Source organism: Actinomyces bowdenii, from assembly GCF_017592395.1.
Lineage (GTDB): Bacteria > Actinomycetota > Actinomycetes > Actinomycetales > Actinomycetaceae > Actinomyces > Actinomyces bowdenii.
The window spans coordinates 1-17,258 of sequence record NZ_JAGFOU010000014.1 but is presented as its reverse complement, the minus strand read 5'-3'; the positions used below and the strand labels follow the sequence as shown (position 1 = coordinate 17,258).

Here is a 17,258-nt window from a genome sequence, read left to right as displayed (position 1 = left end):
GCCCGCCAACTGCTGCTGGCCCACATCCTAGGGCCGGCCCGGGGGCCCGGGGCCCAGGGCGGATACCCCGGCCGGGTCTTTTCGCCTCACGCGGACACCTGCCGGGCCGGGGCGCTGGCCCGGCAGGTGCCCGCGTGATGACGATCCGCTCACGGCGCCGCATTCATGCCGCAGGGCCGTGGTGAGATGGTCCCATGCCGCAGGACACCCCTCCGATCCGCCTCCTGGCACCGCAGGCGCCACCCTCCCTGCCCGCGCCGGACCCCTCGGCCCGCGCCGTCATGGACCGGGTCGCCGGGCACGGCAATGCCGTGGTCCTGGGGGCCGCGGGCACGGGCAAGACCACCCTGGCCCTGCGCCTGCTCTCCCAGGCGGTGGCCGCGGGACGCGACGCCCTCCTGCTGGCGCCCACCCGCCTGCGGGCCGACCACCTGCGCGCGCAGGCCGCCCACCTGCTGGGGCAGGGCCATGGCGACGGCACGGTGCGGGTGCGCACCCCGGCGGCCCTGGCCCTGACCATCCTGACCACCTCCCTGACCAGGCGCCCCGACCCCCTGCCCGCCCCGGTCCTGCTGGCCGGTGCGGAGGAGGACGCCGCCCTGGCGGCCATGCTCGACCCCGCGGCATGGCCGGGGCTGGCGCCCGAGGCGGTGGCCTCGCGGGCCTTCCGCTCCGAGCTGCGCAACCTGCTGGCCCGTGCCGGGGAGCTGGGGGTGGAGGCCGAGGAGCTCGCCGGCCTGGGGCAGCGGCTCCAGGTTCCCATCTGGGGCCCCGCCTCGCGGCTCCTGCGCACCTGGGACGCCCAGGGGCGCCCCACCGCCGAGCTGCGCTCCCAGGTGCGCAAGGTGGACACCGCCCGCCTCCAGGATCGGGCCGCCGAGGCCCTGGGCACCTGGGAGGCCGACGCCGTCGGCGTGCCGCGCCCGGTCCCCGACCTGGTCATCGCCGACGACTACCAGGACTGCACCGCGGCCACCGCGCGCCTCCTGGCAGCCCTCACGCGCCCCGACGCCGATGGGCACCGCGCCCAAGTGGTGGTGCTGGGGGACCCCGATACCGCGGTCGAGACCTTCCGCGGCGGCACCCCCAGCCTGCTCATCGAGGCTGAGGACCGCTCGGGCCTGGATGCCGAGCGCCTGGTGCTGGCCACCCGCCACCGGGGGAACCCGGCCCTGACCCGCCTCTGGGAGGACCAGAGCGCCCGACTCCCGATCACCGGAACCGCCGCCCACCGCCGCCCCCGGCTCGCCCCCACCACCGGGCCTACCGGTCCCACCGCTGCGGCCGGTGCGGAGCAGTTGGGCGGTGGTGCCGGGGGAGGGGCGGAGCAGGCCCGCCCGCCACTGCCCTGGGGGGCGGGAGCCGTCGTGGCCGGCTCGCCTGCCCAGGAGGCGGCCCACGTGGCCCGGATGCTGCGCGAGGAGCGCATCCACCACTCCACGCCCTGGAGCCAGATGGCCGTCATCGTGCGATCCTCCGGCCAGGCCGGCGCTGTGGCCCGGGAGTTGCGGCGCCGCGGCGTGCCGGTGACCCTGGACACCCCCGCCGTGCTGCTGCGAGCCGAGCCCGCCGCGGCCGCCCTGCTCGACATCGTCGGGGCGGGGCTGGCCGGCCGCCTCGGGGGGGCCGAGCCGCGGGCGGGGCTGGCAGGGTCTGCGGGGCTGCCAGGGTCTCAGGCCGTGCCCCCGCCCCAGGCCCAGCCCTCGTCGACGCGGGTCTCCTCCCAGGCGCCTGAGGAATCATCCCAGCACCACCAGGACCAGGGCCCTCACGCAGACCCCCGGGGCCGGACACCGGTCCTCGACTCGGACTTAGAGGCGCCGCCCGATCGGGGCCCCATCCTGGACCTGCTCACCAGCCCCCTCATCGGCCTGAGCCCCCTGGACCTGCGCCGTGTGCGCAGGCGCCTGCGGTCCGATCAGCAGGCCCCGGGCCTCCACGGGACCGCCGACCAGCCCGGAGCCGAAGATCTGCTCCTGGGCCTGGTGGCCTGCCCGCGCCGGGCCCAGTCCTTCCACGACTCCGTTGCCGGGGAGCCGATCGCGCTCCAGGCGGGCCTGGTCCTGCGCGCCGCGCGCATCGTGGACGCCCTCAGGCGGGCGGTGTCCGGGGGCGAGGCCGATATCGAATCGCTCCTGTGGGCCGCCTGGGAGGCCTCCGGGCGGGCGGAGGCCTGGCGGGCCCTGGCCATGCGCACAGGGCCCGAGATCGCCGTGCCCGCCCTGGCCGAGGCCGCCGAGCACGACCTCGATGTCGTCACCGCCCTGTTCAAGCGCGCCGAGGTCTGGGCCGAGCGCCACCCCGGAGCGCCCGCAGCACGGTTCCTCGCCGAGCTGGCCGCCGAGATCCTGCCCTCCGACTCCGTGGCCCCCCAGGGCATCCGATCCGTGGGCGTGGGCGTCATGACCCCTGCCGCGGCCGCGGGCCGCCAGTGGCAGGTCGTGGCGGTCATGGGGCTCAACGCCGAGTCCTGGCCCGACCTGCGGCTGCGCGACTCCATGACCCGCGCCGGCCTGCTCGTCGACGCCGTCACCGGGCGCCTGCCCCATGACAGCGCGGGCCAGGTCGATCCCGCCCTGGCCCGCGCCCAGGTGCGGGCCGATGAGCGCCGCATGCTCCTGGCCTCCCTGACCCGCGCCACCCGGCGGCTCCTGGTCACCGCCACCGCCGACGCCGATCACGCCCCCTCCTCCTTCCACACCCAGATCGCCCAGGCCACCGGCACCCTCAGCCTCGATGAGGACGGTGCCATCCTGCCCGCCCAGGACGTGGGGGACCTGACCCTGCGCGGCCTGGTCGGCGAGCTGCGGCGGGCCGCCGTCGAGGGGCACCTGCCCGGCGCCACGGCCCAGGAACGCCACCGCGGCCAGGAGGCGAGCCGGCTGCTGGCCGCCCTGGCGACCCAGGGGGTGTCCGGGGCCGCGCCGCGCACCTGGGCCGGGGCCATCATCTCCTCCAGCCAGGAGCCCCTGGTGGCCCCCGGGCAGAGGATCCGCGTCAGCCCCTCGGATGTGGAGGGCATCACCGACTGCCCCCTGCGCTGGTTCCTCCAGCGCCACGGCGGCTCCAGCGCCGCCACCAGCGCCCAGAGCCTGGGCAGCCTCATCCACCGGCTGGCCGAGCGCGCCGAGCGCGAGCAGCTGCGCGGCCCCGACCTCATGGAGGCCTTCGAGGCCCAGCTTCCCGCCCTGGGCTACCCCGGCACCTGGCTGGGGGACCAGGCCGCCCAGCAGGCACGCGCCATGGTCGAGCGCCTGGACAACTACCTCCAGGGCGTGCCCGGCGGCGCCGGGGTCGAGGTGCCCATCCGCGCCGAGCTGGACCTGCCCGTGCCCGCCGGCAGCGCACCCGCCCCCCGAGCTGGAGGCTCGGCGGCGCCCCTCAGCCCTGAGCGCCCCTCGGGCACTGGGGGGAGGCGGGCGGCCGGGCCCACCGTCCCGGTCACCATCACCGGGCGCATCGACCGGTTGGAGGCCGCGGCCAGCGCGCGCACCGGGAACGAGGGACCCCGGGAGGCGCCGGGCCTGCCGCAGCACGGTGGTGCCGGGGGCAGGGCCGGGGGCCCTCCCGACGGCGCCCTCAACGCCGTCGACGATGAGGGGCGCCACCCCACCGCGGTGCGCGTGGTCGATATCAAGACCGGCAAGTCGGTGCCGGACAGGAAGGCTGCTCCTTACCACCCCCAGCTGGCCACCTACCGCCTCGCCCTGGAGGCCCAGGGCTACGAGGTCGTCGGCGGCGCGCTGGTCCTGCTGGGCAAGGAGCCGGGCAAGCGCGACGGGCTGACCGTCATCAGCCCACCGGGCGCCGCCCTGGCGCCCAGCCCCGACCCGGACTCCGGCCGGGACTGGGCGCGCGACATGGTGCGCGACGCTGCCCTGGACGCCGTCGGCCCCCTCCTCCAGGCCCGCACCGGGCCCCACTGCCGCACCTGCCGCGTCAAGGACTCCTGCCCGCTCCAGCCCGAAGGGAGGCGAGTGGTCGCATGAGCCCAGAGTCCAGCGCGCCCGCCACGGCGCCCCGCGGACCCATGAGCCCCGAGCGGATCGCCGCGGCCCTGGGCCTGCCGGCCCCCACCCCCGAGCAGTCCCGCGTCATCGCCCATCCCCTGAGCCCCCTGCTCGTCGTCGCCGGTGCGGGATCGGGCAAGACCGCCACCATGAGCCAGCGCGTCGTCCACCTCGTGGCCACCGGTGCCGTGCGGCCCGACCAGGTGCTGGGCCTGACCTTCACGCGCAAGGCCACCGCCGAGCTCGCCCAGCGCGTGGCCACCCGTCTGGCCCAGCTCGCCGAGTCCGGCCTCGTGGCCGCCCCCGCGCAGGCCGACGAGCCGGCCACACCCACCATCGCCACCTACAACTCCTTCGCGGGCACCATCGTGCGCGAGCACGGCCTGCGCATCGGGGTCGATCCCGACGCCACCCTCATCACCGAGGCCCGCGCCTGGCAGGTCGCCTCCCGCCTCATCGAGGCCCGCACCGAGCCACTGCCCCTGGAGACCCTGGGATCCGCCACCCAGGCCGTCCTGCGACTGGATGCGGCGCTGTCGGAGAACCTCCTGGAGCCCCAGGACGCCGCCCGCGACCTGGAGGACCTGGCTGGGCTGTTCGAGGGCCTGGCCGCCATCCGGGGATGCAAGTCCATGGTGGGCAGGGCCCCCCAGACCATGCGCCAGTGGCACGGCACCCTGGAGGCCGCCATCGAGTACCGGGACTACAAGCGCTCCCACGGGCTGCTCGACTTCGGCGACCAGATCTCCCTGGCCTGCCGCATCGCCGAGAGCAGCCAGGAGGTCCGCGCCCAGCTGCGCGCCCAGTACCCGGCGGTCCTGCTCGACGAGTTCCAGGACACCTCTGTGGCCCAGCTGCGCCTGCTCTCCGCGCTCTTCGCCGGCTCGGGCGTCACCGCCGTCGGCGACCCCCACCAGGCCATCTACGGCTGGCGCGGCGCCAGTGCCGGGGCCCTGGACACCTTCCACGCCCGCTTCAACCCCGCGGCCGGCTCCCCGGGCACCTCCAGCGGCGCCGCGCCCGTCCTTCCGCTGTCCACCGCCTGGCGCAACGACCCCGCCATCCTCCAGGCCGCCAACGCCGTCTCCTCACCGCTGCGCCACCACACCCCCGAGCCGGGGGACAGCCCCATCATCCACATCCCCGTCGAGCCCCTGCGCCCCCGCCCCCGGGGGGACGACGCCACGGGAGCAGGCGCCAGCACCGCGGCAGGAGACCCGGCGGCGGGCCCCCCGGAGGCCAGTGCACCAGAGCACGGGCTCATGGCCGCCGCCTACCTCCAGGACCCCCTCCAGGAGGCCCGGACCATCGCCGACTTCCTCAGCGAGCGCTGGAGCCCCCAGGCGCAGATGGCGGTGCTGTGCCGGGCCCGCAGCCTCTTCCCGCCCATCGCCCAGGCCCTCCAGGAGGCGGGCCTGCCGGTGAGCATCGTGGGCCTGGGCGGCATGCTCGCCGTCCCCGAGGTCGCCGACCTGCGCGCCCTGCTGGGCGCGGCCGCCGACCCCGAGCGCGGCGACCGCCTCATGCGACTGCTCACCGGCGCCGGTATCGGGGCCGCCGACCTGGCCGCCCTCCACGGCCTGGCGCGCCGGCTCCTCACCGGCCCCCGCGCCGCTCCGGACGAGCACTCCGTCGAGGCGCCCCTGGTCTCCGAGGCGCTGGAGGCGATCGTGCGCGAGGAGGACGGCGCCGTGCCGGTGCCGGGTCTGAGCCCCACCGGCAGGGGCATCGCCCTGCGCCTGGGGCGCCAGCTGCGCGCCGTGCGCTCCGGGCTCCACCTGCCCCTGCCCGAGCTGCTCGCCCTGGCCGAGCAGGCCCTGGGCCTGGACATCGAGCTGGCCGCGCGCCTGGGCGACCCCATGGGACGCCGCGCCCTGGACGCCTTCCACGCCACCGCCCAGCAGTACGCCGCCGATATCGAGGCCCCCACCCTCGCGGGATTCCTCACCTGGCTGGAGACCGCCGAGGAGCGGGAGAACGGGATGGAGGCCCCGGAGGTCGAGCCCGAGCCCGGAGCCGTCCAACTGCTGACCATCCACGCCTCCAAGGGACTGGAGTGGGACACCGTGGTGGTGGCGGGCATGACCGAGGGGGGCTTCCCCTCCTACCGCAAGACCCCGCCCGAGGACCTCGTCCTCACCGAGAGCGGGTGGATGACCTCCCAGGAGAGCTTCCCCCACCCGCTGCGCGCCGACGCCCAGACCCTGCCCCCCTTCGAGCTGGGAGCCCTCGAGCCCGGAGCCACTGACAAGGACACCGTCAAGGACCTGTGGGAGCAGTACACCCGGGCCCTGGGCCGCCACGCCATCGCCGAGGAGCGGCGCCTGGCCTACGTGGCCATCACCCGCGCCCGCCACCACGTGCTGCTCACCGGCTCCCACCTGGCCAAGACCTCCCAGAAGCCCAAGCCGCCCTCCCGATTCCTCGACGAGCTGCACCGGCGCGGCATGCTCACCGCCTACGGGCCCGGGTGGGTCGAGCCCGACCCCCAGGCCATCAACCCCCTGGCCGAGGAGGTGCGCACCGGGTGGTGGCCGCCCCAGGGTCCCGCCGTGGAGCCGGGCGCCGAGTCGGAGCGGGCCGCGCCGGGGCCGGGCGCCGGCTCCGAGCAGGGTGGCGCCTCGCAGCCGCAGCGGGGTCCGGGGGAGGGCTCCACGCTCTCCCGGGCCAGGCTCGCCGCAGCCCGATCCGTGCAGGCCGCCATGGAGGCGGCAGCACAGCCCGGTGCGCCGGAGCTCCTGGACGGGGAGGGCGGCACGGCCTGTCCCGTGCCCGATCGGGGTCCTTCTCCCGCCGCGGCCGCCCCTGCGGAACCGACCGCCGCAGGGGCGCCGGGAGCACGTCCGGCCAGGCCGACCCTCGATGCCGGGGGGCGGGATCCGGGCGCGCCGGGGGGCGCCGAGGAGGACCCCCTGGTGGCGCGCTGGTGCTCCGAGGCCGCCCTCCTCCTGGCGGAGCGGGCGCGGGTCGCCGATGAGCCGAGCACCGTCCGCATCCCCTCGCACCTGGCGGCCACCCGCCTGGACGACCTGCGCAAGGACCCCGCCGCCTTCGCCCTGGACCTGCGCCGCCCGCTGCCGCCGCAGCCCCGCGCCGCGGGCAGGCTCGGCACGGTCTTCCACGAGGCCATCGCCCAGCGCCTCTCGGCCCGGGGCACCCTCCTCAGCCTGCTGGAGGCGGGCATCCCCGAGACCCTCGGAGAGCCGGACCGCCGCAGGATCGAGCGCTGGCTGGAGACCGCCCAGAGCATCCCGCTCCTGGCCGACTACGTCCTGGTGGACACCGAGGTCGAGCGCGAGCTGAGCGTGGGCGGCACCACGCTGCGCTGCCGCATGGACGCCGTCTTCGAGCACGCCGACGGCGGGAGATGGCTCATCGTGGACTGGAAGACCGGGCGCCGCCGGGTGCCGGTGGACCAGCTCAGCGTCTACGTCCACGCCTGGGCCGCCTCCCAGGGGGTGAGGGCGGGCGATGTGCGCGCCGCCTACATCTACGTCGATGAGCCCGGTGGCGCCGTCGAGCAGCTGGGGGAGGCGGAGCTGCTCTCCCTGGAGCGGATCACCGACCACCTCACCCGCCTGGCCTGAGATGGAGCCCCTCCGCGCCTTGGCCTCCATCGCCCCATCGACGCGGCTTCGCCCTGGTGGCAGAGGCGGGACTGCGCCGTGAAGGGCGCAAGCGCAGGCGGGCGCTGGCGGTGGCAGCTGCGGAGGTCCCTCCCCCGCCCCTGACGCAGGGGAGTTTCACATCTGCGCGGGTCAGGGCCCGTGCGCCTGAGGCGCCCGGGGTTCGGAACGCGCTGAAGGACCTCCAGAACCGCCGCACCTTCAGGCCCTTCAGGGCCTGAAGGTGCGGCGGGCCTGAGGGGATCAAGCGATGTCGGTATCCTTGCCCGGGCAGGCTGTCGCCGCCGCCGGCGCGGTCGGGCTGGGCGGGGCCGGCAGTGGTGCCCAGGAGGAACCAGGGGGCCACGCGCTCCGGGAGGTCCGCGTGTCGCCGGGAGGGCCACGTGCTCCGGGAGAGGCAGGGACCGGGAGGGTCAGGGATCGGAGAAGCGGCGGGCCGCAGGTTGGGCGTCACTTCGCGGAAAACGCGTCACTTCGCGACTTGGACGGTACTTGCAGGTGTCGCTCTTTCCGCGAAGTGACGCCTCTGTCGCGAAGTGACGCCTCTGTCGCACCGCACCCCACCACCGCCGGCCCACCATCCCCGGGCCACGGCGTCCCCGGGCACAGTCCCGGCCCAGCACTCCACGCCCCTGTGGTCGAGGCGAGCCTGACGACCCGCACTCCGCTGCCTGTTGCTGACTGCGCCAGCAACCCCCGGGGAGGCACGACCGCCCGGGGAGGCGCTCCTAGGGCAGGTCGAGGGTGCAGGCGCCCACGGGCAGGCGGTGGCGCGCTCCGGCGACCCACCGGTAGACCAGTCGGCCCGGAGTGCGCAGCGGCCGCCAGACGATGATGCGGCCCAGCCAGCGCCAGGGCCACCGGGCGTGCCTGAGCAGGCCGCCGATGGCCTCCTGCTCGATCCTCACCCCCTGGTCGGTCACGAGCAGCGCCGTGCGACCAGTGAGCTCCGCGCCGGGCCCCCGGTAGGCGCGACCGCCCATGAAGCGCACCCGATCGCCGTCGACTCGGGACCGCATGAAGCCCACGAAGCGCGAGCACGGCCCGCACCCATCGTCGTAGACGAACACCGCCACGGGCCTGCTCGGCACTTCCGGTGCCCCCGTCATCGCCATCAGCTCCCTCATCGCCTCGTCCAGCTGCGCCTCCACCGCGTCAAACCCAGTGCCCCATCGGCGCATGAGGGCACCTCGCTGCCGCCCGTCCGCCACTGAGCCGGGTTGATGAGGGTAGCCTAAGCGAGGTGCCCTTGATCCGGGTGCCTCGGCCGAGGAGGTATCCCGCACCGATGACATCCCTGACCTGGTCCGCACTCGCCTTCCTCCTCAGCGCGCTCGCGTGGATCCTGGGCGACGCCCTCATCGTCGGCTTCCACAAGCCCGACCGGCGCCGGTACGGCGAGTTCATCGAGCTCATGGGCGATGACGCCTACGCCTTCTACGCCCGCGTCAACGAGCCGCGCCTGCGCTGGGGCGCGCTGGTGGCCAACTACTCGGCGCCCCTCATGCTCGCGGGCCTCTACGCCCACTGGGCGCTGCTGCACCACAGCACTATCGGGGTGGTGGCGGTCGTCCTCCTGGGCATCGGCTTCTCCTTGGCGCCCCTGGCCCACGCCTCCTTCTACCCCCTGGCCCTGGCCTCGGAGCGGGCCTATGCCGCCTACCTCACCGGCGAGCCCGATCGGGAGGTGCTCAGGCACGCCCGCCGTCTGCGCCGCTTCCTCATCGCCGCCTGGGTCCCCGCCATCGCCATCACCGCCATGGGCTGGCTCCTCGTGGGCCTGGCCATCCTCCTGGGCCACACGCCCCTGCCGCGGTGGGCGGTGCTGCTGACCCCGCTGCTGCAGGCCGGCCCCTGGATCCTGCTCACCCGCCTGCCCTACCCGGGCAAGCCCCTGCTGGACGGGGCCCTGTTCAACATCCTCAACCTCGTGTGGGCCATCGCCCTGCTGCTCCTGGGCGCCCACGCGCCCCTCGGCTGAGCCGACCAGGCCCGGGGATCGCCAAGGCCACCCGGGCCCACGGGCGGCCTCAGGCCCCGTCAGGGTCCTGCGGCTCCACGCTGACCATGGCCACCGGGCTGGTGGAGGCATCCTGATCAGCAGTGACCCTCTCCCCGGGCACCGGCGCCAGGCGGGGCGTGGCGGGTGCCACCAGCGGGGTATCGCCCACCTGGGCGGCCAGGTCCTCCAGCATGGACTCGGCGTCGCGGACCACCGCCTGCTCGCCCCCGCGCACCCCGTGCAGCAGCCAGCGCGCCAGGCCCAGCTCGCTGACCAGCTCGGCGCGATCCCGCAGGTGCTTGTCCACCCCCTCGGCTCGGGCCACATCGTAGGCGTCCTCGATGGAGTCCAGGCAGTCCACCGGCACCGAGGAGTAGATCCACGCCATGTCCTCGGCCGGGTCGCCCACATGGGCCTGGGTCCAGCCCCGCACCGAGACCACGGCCCCGCCCGCGGTCAGCACGTTGTCCTCGGCCAGATCCCCGTGCACCACCACGGGGCGGAAGCGCCACAGCGCGGTGTCCTCCAGGGCCTCCTCCCACCGGCCCAGCAGCGCCGGTGGGACCTTGCCGGTGGCCGCGGCGTCGTCCAGCAGGCTCAACCAGCGCTGACGCACCTCCTCGGCGGTGTAGACCGGCATCCCGGATTCGGAGATGACGGCGGTGGGCATCTCATGGATCTCGCCCAGCACCTTGCCCAGCCCGGCCGACAGGCCCGGGCCCGGGCGCAGGGAGTCCACGGCGATGGGCCTGCCCTCGATATGGGAGCGCACCTGGATGTGGGCCCCCTGATTGCGCAGGGACCCGCCCGCGCGCGAGACATCGAAGGAGATCCTGCCCGCATCGGCCACCCGCCCCACGCGCCGCAGGACCTCGGCCTCGGCCTCCAGACTGGCCCCCATCGCATCGCTGGAGGCCTCGAGGACCTCCCAGTGGCGGCCCTGGGTGTCGACCACGCCGACGACGTGCAGCTCCTCGGTGCGGGACTGGGGCAGGGCCAGGCGGGCGGGATTGAGCCCCGGGACGGCCACCGTGGCCATGGCCGCCAGCGCCAGGGCCGAGCGCCGGCCGCGGCGCCCACCGGTCGAGGCCCCCTCCCCGCCCCCCGCTACTGCGGCGCCGCCGGCGGTCGCCGGCGCAGCACCGGCGGAGTCCGGGGATCCGGGGGAGGATGAGGCCCGTGCGGCAGAGCCCGCCGAGGCGGCCCGCCCCACCGGCTCTGCCGGCCCCGCCGGATCGGCGGGCGGAGCGGGGGGCTCGGCGGCGTCGGGGGCGTCCGGGGACTGCGGCGGCTGTGACATGATCCAACCGTAGGTGACACGGCGCTCGCGCACAGTCTGCCGCGCCAGTCCGCTGAGGGCAGAGCGCCCCGCGGGAGGCCGTCCGAGGCCCACTGCCGCAGGCTCCGCCGTCGGCGCCCTCCCCGGGAGGCATCCAGGAGCCCCGAGGGGTTATCCACAGGGCGATTATTCCCGGTGGCGCCGTCACCCTCCTGTGACCTACAGTCAGCGGTGACGGCGCTCACGAAACGGTCGTCGTCCCAGATCAGCGTCGATCTGCCCGCCCTGGCGCGCATCCGCGCCCCACCCCACCACCCTGGAAGCCCATGGACGCCGCCGACATCCTGCTGACCGAGATCCAACAGCTCGTCCGCGACCGCGGCATCGACCCGCTCAAGGACACTTCCGCCCTGGAGGGCCTCGTGGCCGAGGCCGGAGCCGACTACCTCCAGCGGGCGGACGCCGGGCTCGTGCCTCCCCTGGCCGACCCCGACGCCGCCCGGGCCCGGGCCCTGGACGCCCTGGCCGGCCTGGGCCCCCTCCAGGCCTACCTCGACGACGAGGCCATCGAGGAGATCTGGATCAACGCCCCCGGCAGGGTCTTCGTGGCCCGCTCCGGGCGGCCCGAGCTGACCACCACCATCCTGGAGGCCGAGGACCTGCGCGTCCTGGTCGAGCGGATGCTGCGCGTCTCCGGCCGCCGGCTGGACCTGTCCAGCCCCTTCGTGGACTCCCAGCTCCCGGGCGGGGAGCGCCTCCACGTCGTCATCCCGCCCATCACCTCGCACAACTGGGCGGTCAACATCCGCAAGCACTCCTCGCGGGCCTCGCGCACCGCCGACCTGGTGCGCATGGGATCCCTGCCCGCCGGCGCGGCCGCCTTCCTGGATGCCTCGGTCCAGGCCGGCCTCAACATCCTGGTCTCCGGGGCCACCCAGGCCGGCAAGACCACCCTGGCGCGCGCCCTGGCCGGGGCCATCCCCGCCGCCCAGCGGGTCATCACCTGCGAGGAGGTCTTCGAGCTGGCCCTGCGCAACCGCGACTGCGTGGCCATGCAGACCCGGCCGGCCAACCTGGAGGGCGTCGGCGAGATCACCCTGCGCCGCCTGGTCAAGGAGGCGCTGCGCATGCGCCCCGACCGGCTCATCATCGGCGAGGTCCGCGAGGCCGAGGCCCTCGATCTGCTCATCGCCATGAACTCCGGGCTGCCCTCGATGTGCACCATCCACGCCAACTCCGCCCGGGAGGCCATCGTCAAGATCTGCACCCTGCCCCTGCTGGCGGGCGAGAACGTCTCCAGCGACTTCGTGGTCCCCACGGTGGCCTCCGCCATCGACCTGGTCATCCATCTCGACATCGACGCCCGCGGACGGCGCACCGTCCGGGAGGTCTCCGCCCTGTCCGGCAGGGTGGAGAACGGGATCATCGAGCTGGCCGACATCTACCACCGCGATATCTCCGGGGACCTCGTGCGCGGCCCGGGCTTCCCCTACGGCTCGGAGCGCTACACCCGCGTCGGGCACGACCTGGCGGCCCTCCTGGCCGACCCGGACCTGCCCCGAGGACCGGGGCCGGGGGAGTGGTGCTGATGGGCGCCATCGCCGGGCTCCTGGCGGGCCTGGGCCTGCTGTCCCTGTGGATGGCCTGCACCAGCGAGCCGCCCCGCTGGCGCTCCGAGCGCTCCCGGCACCTGGCCGACCTGCTCATCCAGGCCGGCGCCGGCCGCACCAGCCCCGCGGTCTTCGTGGCGGGCAGCGCCGCCCTGGGGCTGGTCACCGGCCTGGTCTTCCTGGGCCTGTCCGGCGCCTGGCCCATCGCCGCGGCCTTCGCCGTCATCGCCTCGGGAGCCCCCTTCCTCCTGGTGTCCTCGCGCGCCCGGGCGCGCCGCTCCCGCCTGCGCGAGGTGTGGCCCGAGGCGGTCGACACGCTCCTGTCCGGGGTGAGGGCGGGCATGAGCCTGCCCGAGGCGCTGTCGAACCTGGCCGAGCGCGGCCCCGAGGCGGTGCGCCCCCAGTTCCGGGCCTTCGCCGTGGACTACGCCGCCACCGCCCGCTTCGATCACTGCCTGGACCGGCTCAAGGCCCGCTTCGCCGATCCCGTGGCGGACCGCATCGTCGAGGCGCTGCGCCTGGCCCACGAGGTGGGAGGCACCGACCTGGGCAACCTGCTGCGCTCGCTGTCGCGCATGCTGCGCGAGGACATGCGCACGCGCGGCGAGCTGGAGGCCCGCCAGTCCTGGACCGTCAACGGCGCCAAGGTCGCGGTCGCCGCCCCCTGGCTGGTCCTGGCGCTGCTGTCCACCCGCCCCCAGGCGGCCTCGGCCTACGCCACCTCCACCGGTGCCGCGGTGCTCGCCATCGGCGGCCTGGCCTCGATCCTGGCCTACCGGCTCATGCTGCGCCTGGGCCGCCTCCCGGAGGAGGGAAGGACCCTGCGATGAGCCCCACGATCATCGGCGGCCTGGCCGGGCTCCTGGGCGCCGCGGGCCTGCTGCTCGTCCTGTCCGCGCTCCGCCGGCGCCGCCCCACCCTCATGGCCCGCCTGGCCCCCTACGTCCACCAGCGGCCGGCCGGCTCGGGCCTCCTGGCGGCTGCCGACGCCGAGGGCCGCAGCATCGCCGACCTGCTCCTGGCCGCCGTCACCGCCCTGGGCGGCGTGCTGGACTCCCTGGGATCCTCGGCCTCCTCGGTGCGCGCCCGCCTGGCCCGCAGCGGATCGTCCCTGACCCTGGAGCAGTTCCGCCTTCAGCAGCTGGAGTGGGCGGCGGCAGGATTCCTCATCGCCGTCGGCCTGGGCGCCCTGGCGGCGCTGACGGGCTCCACCCGCGTGCCCGCCTTCCTCCTCCTGGCCCTCCTGGCCTGCGTGTGCGGTGCGGCGATGCGCGACTGGCGCCTGTCCCAGGCCGTGCGCGCGAGGCGGGACCGCATCGAGGCCCAGCTGCCCGACGTCGTCGAGCTGCTGGCACTGGCCGTGGGCGCCGGGCAGGGGCCCGTGGCCGCCATGGAGCGGGTGGTGGCGCTGGGCCGCGGCGACCTGGTGGCCGAGCTGGCCGCCACCCTGACCGACATCCGCTCGGGCACGGTCCTGACCACCGCCCTGGATCACCTGGAGGCGCGTGCGGGCTCCCTGCACGTGACCCGCCTGTGCGAGGCGATCTCCGTGGCGCTGGAGCGAGGCACGCCCCTGGCCGAGGTGCTGCGGTCCCAGGCCGCCGACGTGCGCGAGGCGGCCCGCCGTGACCTCATGGAGGAGGGCGGCCGCAGGGAGATCGCCCAGATGGTGCCGGTGGTCTTCCTCGTCCTTCCCATCACCGTGGCCTTCGCCCTCTTCCCGGGGCTGTTCGTCCTGAGATTGGGGCTGTGAGGCGCATGCGACCCGCACCGAAGAGCCCAGACAGAGTCCACACGGTCCACACGGTTCACACAGCAAGGAGAGAGCAGATGAAGCCCATGCCCCGCCCGGCGCACCGCCCCACTGCCCGCAGGCCGGCCCTCCACCGACTCCTGCCCCGGTGCCGCTGGTGGCGCCGGGGGCCGTGTCGCCGGGGCCGCCAGGGCCCGCATCCTCAGCGGCCGATGCGATCCGCGCGGTGGTGCCGGCTGCGCGCAGCCCTGGCCGATGAGCGCGGGGATGTTCCCGGCTGGGTGCTGGTCACCCTCATGACGGCGGGACTCGTCGTGGCCCTGTGGACCGTGGCCGGAACCACACTCACCCAGGTGTTCCTCGATGCCATCGCCAAGGTCACCGGTGCGATCTGAGCGGGGGCAGGCCGGCCCGCCCGACGCACCGCGGTGCGTCGGGCTCCCGCTGCGACGGTGGCCGCCTCCCGCGCCATTGCGGTGGCGCGGGCAGGAGGGAGCGGCCGTCGTCGACTTCGTGCTGGTGAGCATGCTGGTCATGGCCGCGGTGATGGCCCTGCTCCAGCTGGCGCTGGGGCTGCACGCCCGCAACGTGCTCATCGACGCCGCCGGCGAGGGGGCCCGGCGGGCCGCCCTGGCCGGCGGCACCCCCGCCGAGGCCCAGGCGCGCGTGCGCGCCCTGAGCGACGCCGCCCTGGCCGATGGCTACGTCCAGAGCGTGGAGGTCTCCCGGACCCGCATCGATGGGCTCAGCGTCGTGGTGGTCACCGTGACCGCGCCCCTGCCGGTGCTGGGACTCCTGGGACCCGGAGGCACCCTGCGGGTCCAGGGCCGTGCGGTGGACGAGCTGGCGCTGCTGGAGCTCGGCCAGGACGCGGCGCCGCCGGCTGGTGCGGCGGGCGCCGCGCAGCCCGCCGGCGCAGCGGAGGAGGTGCAGGCCGATGAGAACCCCGGCGATGGTGCCGGGCGGTGAGGTCCCTGTCGCGCCCCGCGGCGCCCGGGCCGACGGGCGGCGCGCGGGCAGGGCCGTGCTGCTCGGCCCCCTGAGGGCCCTGGCGCCGCTGAGGCGGCTGGGCCGCGCGGCGCCCCAGGAGCGGGGCAATGCCTCGGTGGAGTTCATCGGCTGGAGCGCCTGCCTGCTCATCCCCGTCCTCTACCTGCTGGTCGCCCTGTCCCAGATCCAGGCGGCCTCCTTCGCCGTGGCCTCAGCGGCCGACATCGCCAGCCGCATCCTGGAGGTGGACCACTCCCCGCAGGCGCTGGCCCATGCCCGCACCGCCGCCGGCCTGGCCCTGTCGGATCAGGGGGTGGAGGCCGATCCCGCCACGGCGGTCTCGGTGTCCTGCGAGGGAGCGTGCACAGGGACGGTGGTGCTGCGCGTCGAGGCCGCGGTGGACCTGCCGGGACTGGCGGCGATCGGCCTGGGACGCGATGTCGTCGTCCTGGAGGCCCAGCGCGCCGTCGACCTGTCCGCCAAGGAGGAGCAATGAGATCGAGCACAGGCCGGGCCCGCGAGCGCAGGGGGCGGGCTCTCGCCCCGTGGTCATGGCGCCCGCTGCCCGCCACCGCACCGCCCACGGCGCGACGGCGCGAAGCGCGCCCGCCCGTGGGGCTCCGCCGGACCGGTCGGCCCGGGGGAGCGCGCCGGCCCAGGCGGCTCCACCGCAGCGCGCCGATCGTGGACCAGCCCATGCCCGAGCGGCTCGCGGCGCGGCTGGTGCGGCGGGCGCGCCGCGACGAGGAGGGCCAGATCCTCCTGCTGGGCATCGGGATGATCACCCTGATCCTGGCGCTGATCCTGGTGACTGCCTCGGCCACCGCCGTCTACCTCGACCTCAAGGCCCTGACCTCCATGGCCGACTCCGCGGCCGCGGCCGGGGCGGCAGGGGTGGACGGCCAGTCCTACTACAACCACGACCCCGGGGCGCTGGATGCCGCCCCAGGGGCCCTGACCTCGCAGGGGGTGCGCGCCGCCGCCCTGGAGGACCTCACCGCCCAGGCCCGGGTGGTCCACGGCGCGGGGCTGAGCGGAGTGGAGCTCCTCAGCGCCCAGGCGCAGGATGGGACCACCGCCGTGGTCACCCTGCGAGCCCACTCCCAGCCGCCCTTCCTGCCCTGGGGGATCATCCCGGCCCAGGGCTTCACCCTCACGGCCACGGGCACCGCCGCGATCACCACGGTGCCCTAGGCTCCCTTCCTCCGGAGGCCGTGGTCGGGGCGGGTGGCGCCCCGTCCGGCTCGGGCGGTCCGGGGTGTGGGCCGGGGCGGTTCGTCCTCCACAGGTGCAGTCCTCTCAGGGCCTGATACCGCACCCGGCCTGAGAGGATCAGGCGATCTCGGCGCCCCGTTGCCCGGGCAGGCTGTCGCCGCCGTCGGCGCGGTCGGGGTGGGTGGGGCCGGCAGTGGTGCGCCAGGGGGGAGCCAGGGGGTCAAGGGGGGCCCAGGGCCCCACGCGCTCCGGGAGCGACGCGTGCCGCCGGGAGGGCCACGTGCTCCGTGAGAGGCAGGGACCGGAAGAGTGGTGGGGCCGCAGGTCGGGCGTCACTTCGCGACAAGCGCGACACTTCGCGACATGGACGGTACTTGCAGGTGTCGCTCCTTCCGCGAAGCGACGCCTCTGTCGCGAAGTGACACCTCCGTCGCGAAGTGAGGCCCCATCGAACCCGTACCAACGCCGCCAGTCCTGGTCTGCCGCCACCCCCGGCCTGCCATCCCCGGGGCACCGGGCCTTCCTCGGCACAGGCCCAGCCCAGCCGGCCCGGCGGGCCCAAGCGATCCGGCGCTTCCAGATCGCCCCGGTCAGGCGAGGGCCGGGCGCCGCCTGGCCGGCTCCGCCCGTGACCGGCCGCGCTAGGTGTACTTCCCCGTGAGGTTGTGGACGCGGCTGGCGGGGGTTTGGCCGTCGAGGGCGGTGTGGGGGCGGTGGTGATTGTAGGAGTGCAGCCAGTCCTGGTAGGCGGTCTCGCGCTGGGTCTGGCTGGT

At 75.5% G+C, this 17,258-nt stretch carries 13 protein-coding genes; 10 read left to right on the top strand and 3 right to left on the bottom strand.

Going from position 1 to position 17,258, the window contains the following annotated elements:
* Positions 1-194 precede the first annotated feature (194 nt).
* A complete protein-coding gene (locus tag J5X07_RS07485; RefSeq protein ID WP_124934443.1) occupies positions 195-3,989 on the top strand; it encodes a PD-(D/E)XK nuclease family protein in 3,795 nt (1,264 codons plus the stop codon).
* The gene (locus J5X07_RS07480; RefSeq protein WP_124934444.1) at positions 3,986-7,597 is read left to right on the top strand and encodes an ATP-dependent helicase; all 3,612 of its coding nucleotides are present in this window, start codon (positions 3,986-3,988) and stop codon (positions 7,595-7,597) included. The genes J5X07_RS07485 and J5X07_RS07480 overlap by 4 nt, the downstream gene beginning before the upstream one ends.
* A 767-nt stretch (positions 7,598-8,364) precedes the next feature.
* Here J5X07_RS07480 and J5X07_RS07475 read toward each other — a convergent pair.
* Positions 8,365-8,751, bottom strand: coding sequence for a thiol-disulfide oxidoreductase DCC family protein (locus J5X07_RS07475; RefSeq protein ID WP_185732089.1), 387 nt, complete (start codon positions 8,749-8,751; stop codon positions 8,365-8,367).
* A gap of 173 nt (positions 8,752-8,924) precedes the next feature.
* Here J5X07_RS07475 and J5X07_RS07470 point away from each other — a divergent pair, with 173 nt between their 5' ends.
* Positions 8,925-9,617 (top strand): DUF6796 family protein, encoded by a 693-nt coding sequence (locus J5X07_RS07470; RefSeq protein ID WP_124934446.1) that lies wholly within the window; start codon positions 8,925-8,927, stop codon positions 9,615-9,617.
* 49 nt (positions 9,618-9,666) lie between these two features.
* On the opposite strand, the gene J5X07_RS07465 is transcribed toward J5X07_RS07470, so the two are convergent.
* Positions 9,667-10,938, bottom strand: a complete 1,272-nt coding sequence (locus tag J5X07_RS07465; RefSeq protein ID WP_124934447.1) for a phosphotransferase — start codon at positions 10,936-10,938, stop codon at positions 9,667-9,669.
* A gap of 305 nt (positions 10,939-11,243) precedes the next feature.
* On the opposite strand from J5X07_RS07465, the gene J5X07_RS07460 reads away from it, so the two are divergent.
* The 7 genes from J5X07_RS07460 (at position 11,244) to J5X07_RS07430 (ending at position 16,464) form a co-directional block, all read left to right on the top strand.
* On the top strand, positions 11,244-12,506 hold the full coding sequence (locus J5X07_RS07460) for a TadA family conjugal transfer-associated ATPase (RefSeq protein ID WP_124934448.1): 1,263 nt from the start codon (positions 11,244-11,246) through the stop codon (positions 12,504-12,506).
* Positions 12,506-13,357, top strand: a complete 852-nt coding sequence (locus J5X07_RS07455; protein WP_124934449.1) for a type II secretion system F family protein — start codon at positions 12,506-12,508, stop codon at positions 13,355-13,357. Before J5X07_RS07460 ends, J5X07_RS07455 begins: the two co-directional genes overlap by 1 nt.
* Positions 13,354-14,280, top strand: coding sequence for a type II secretion system F family protein (locus J5X07_RS07450; RefSeq protein ID WP_124934450.1), 927 nt, complete (start codon positions 13,354-13,356; stop codon positions 14,278-14,280). The genes J5X07_RS07455 and J5X07_RS07450 overlap by 4 nt, the downstream gene beginning before the upstream one ends.
* Before the next feature lie 212 nt (positions 14,281-14,492).
* Entirely contained in the window at positions 14,493-14,675 is a 183-nt protein-coding gene (locus tag J5X07_RS07445; RefSeq protein WP_124934451.1) for a hypothetical protein, read from the top strand.
* On the top strand, positions 14,644-15,249 hold the full coding sequence (locus tag J5X07_RS07440; RefSeq protein ID WP_208479235.1) for a TadE family protein: 606 nt from the start codon (positions 14,644-14,646) through the stop codon (positions 15,247-15,249). The genes J5X07_RS07445 and J5X07_RS07440 overlap by 32 nt, the downstream gene beginning before the upstream one ends.
* On the top strand, positions 15,218-15,766 hold the full coding sequence (locus J5X07_RS07435) for a hypothetical protein (RefSeq protein WP_243896589.1): 549 nt from the start codon (positions 15,218-15,220) through the stop codon (positions 15,764-15,766). The genes J5X07_RS07440 and J5X07_RS07435 overlap by 32 nt, the downstream gene beginning before the upstream one ends.
* The gene (locus tag J5X07_RS07430; RefSeq protein WP_341769431.1) at positions 15,763-16,464 is read left to right on the top strand and encodes a hypothetical protein; all 702 of its coding nucleotides are present in this window, start codon (positions 15,763-15,765) and stop codon (positions 16,462-16,464) included. Before J5X07_RS07435 ends, J5X07_RS07430 begins: the two co-directional genes overlap by 4 nt.
* 662 nt (positions 16,465-17,126) lie before the next feature.
* Here J5X07_RS07430 and J5X07_RS07425 read toward each other — a convergent pair.
* On the bottom strand, positions 17,127-17,258 hold a 132-nt coding region (locus J5X07_RS07425), incomplete at its 5' end, for an integrase core domain-containing protein (RefSeq protein ID WP_208479285.1).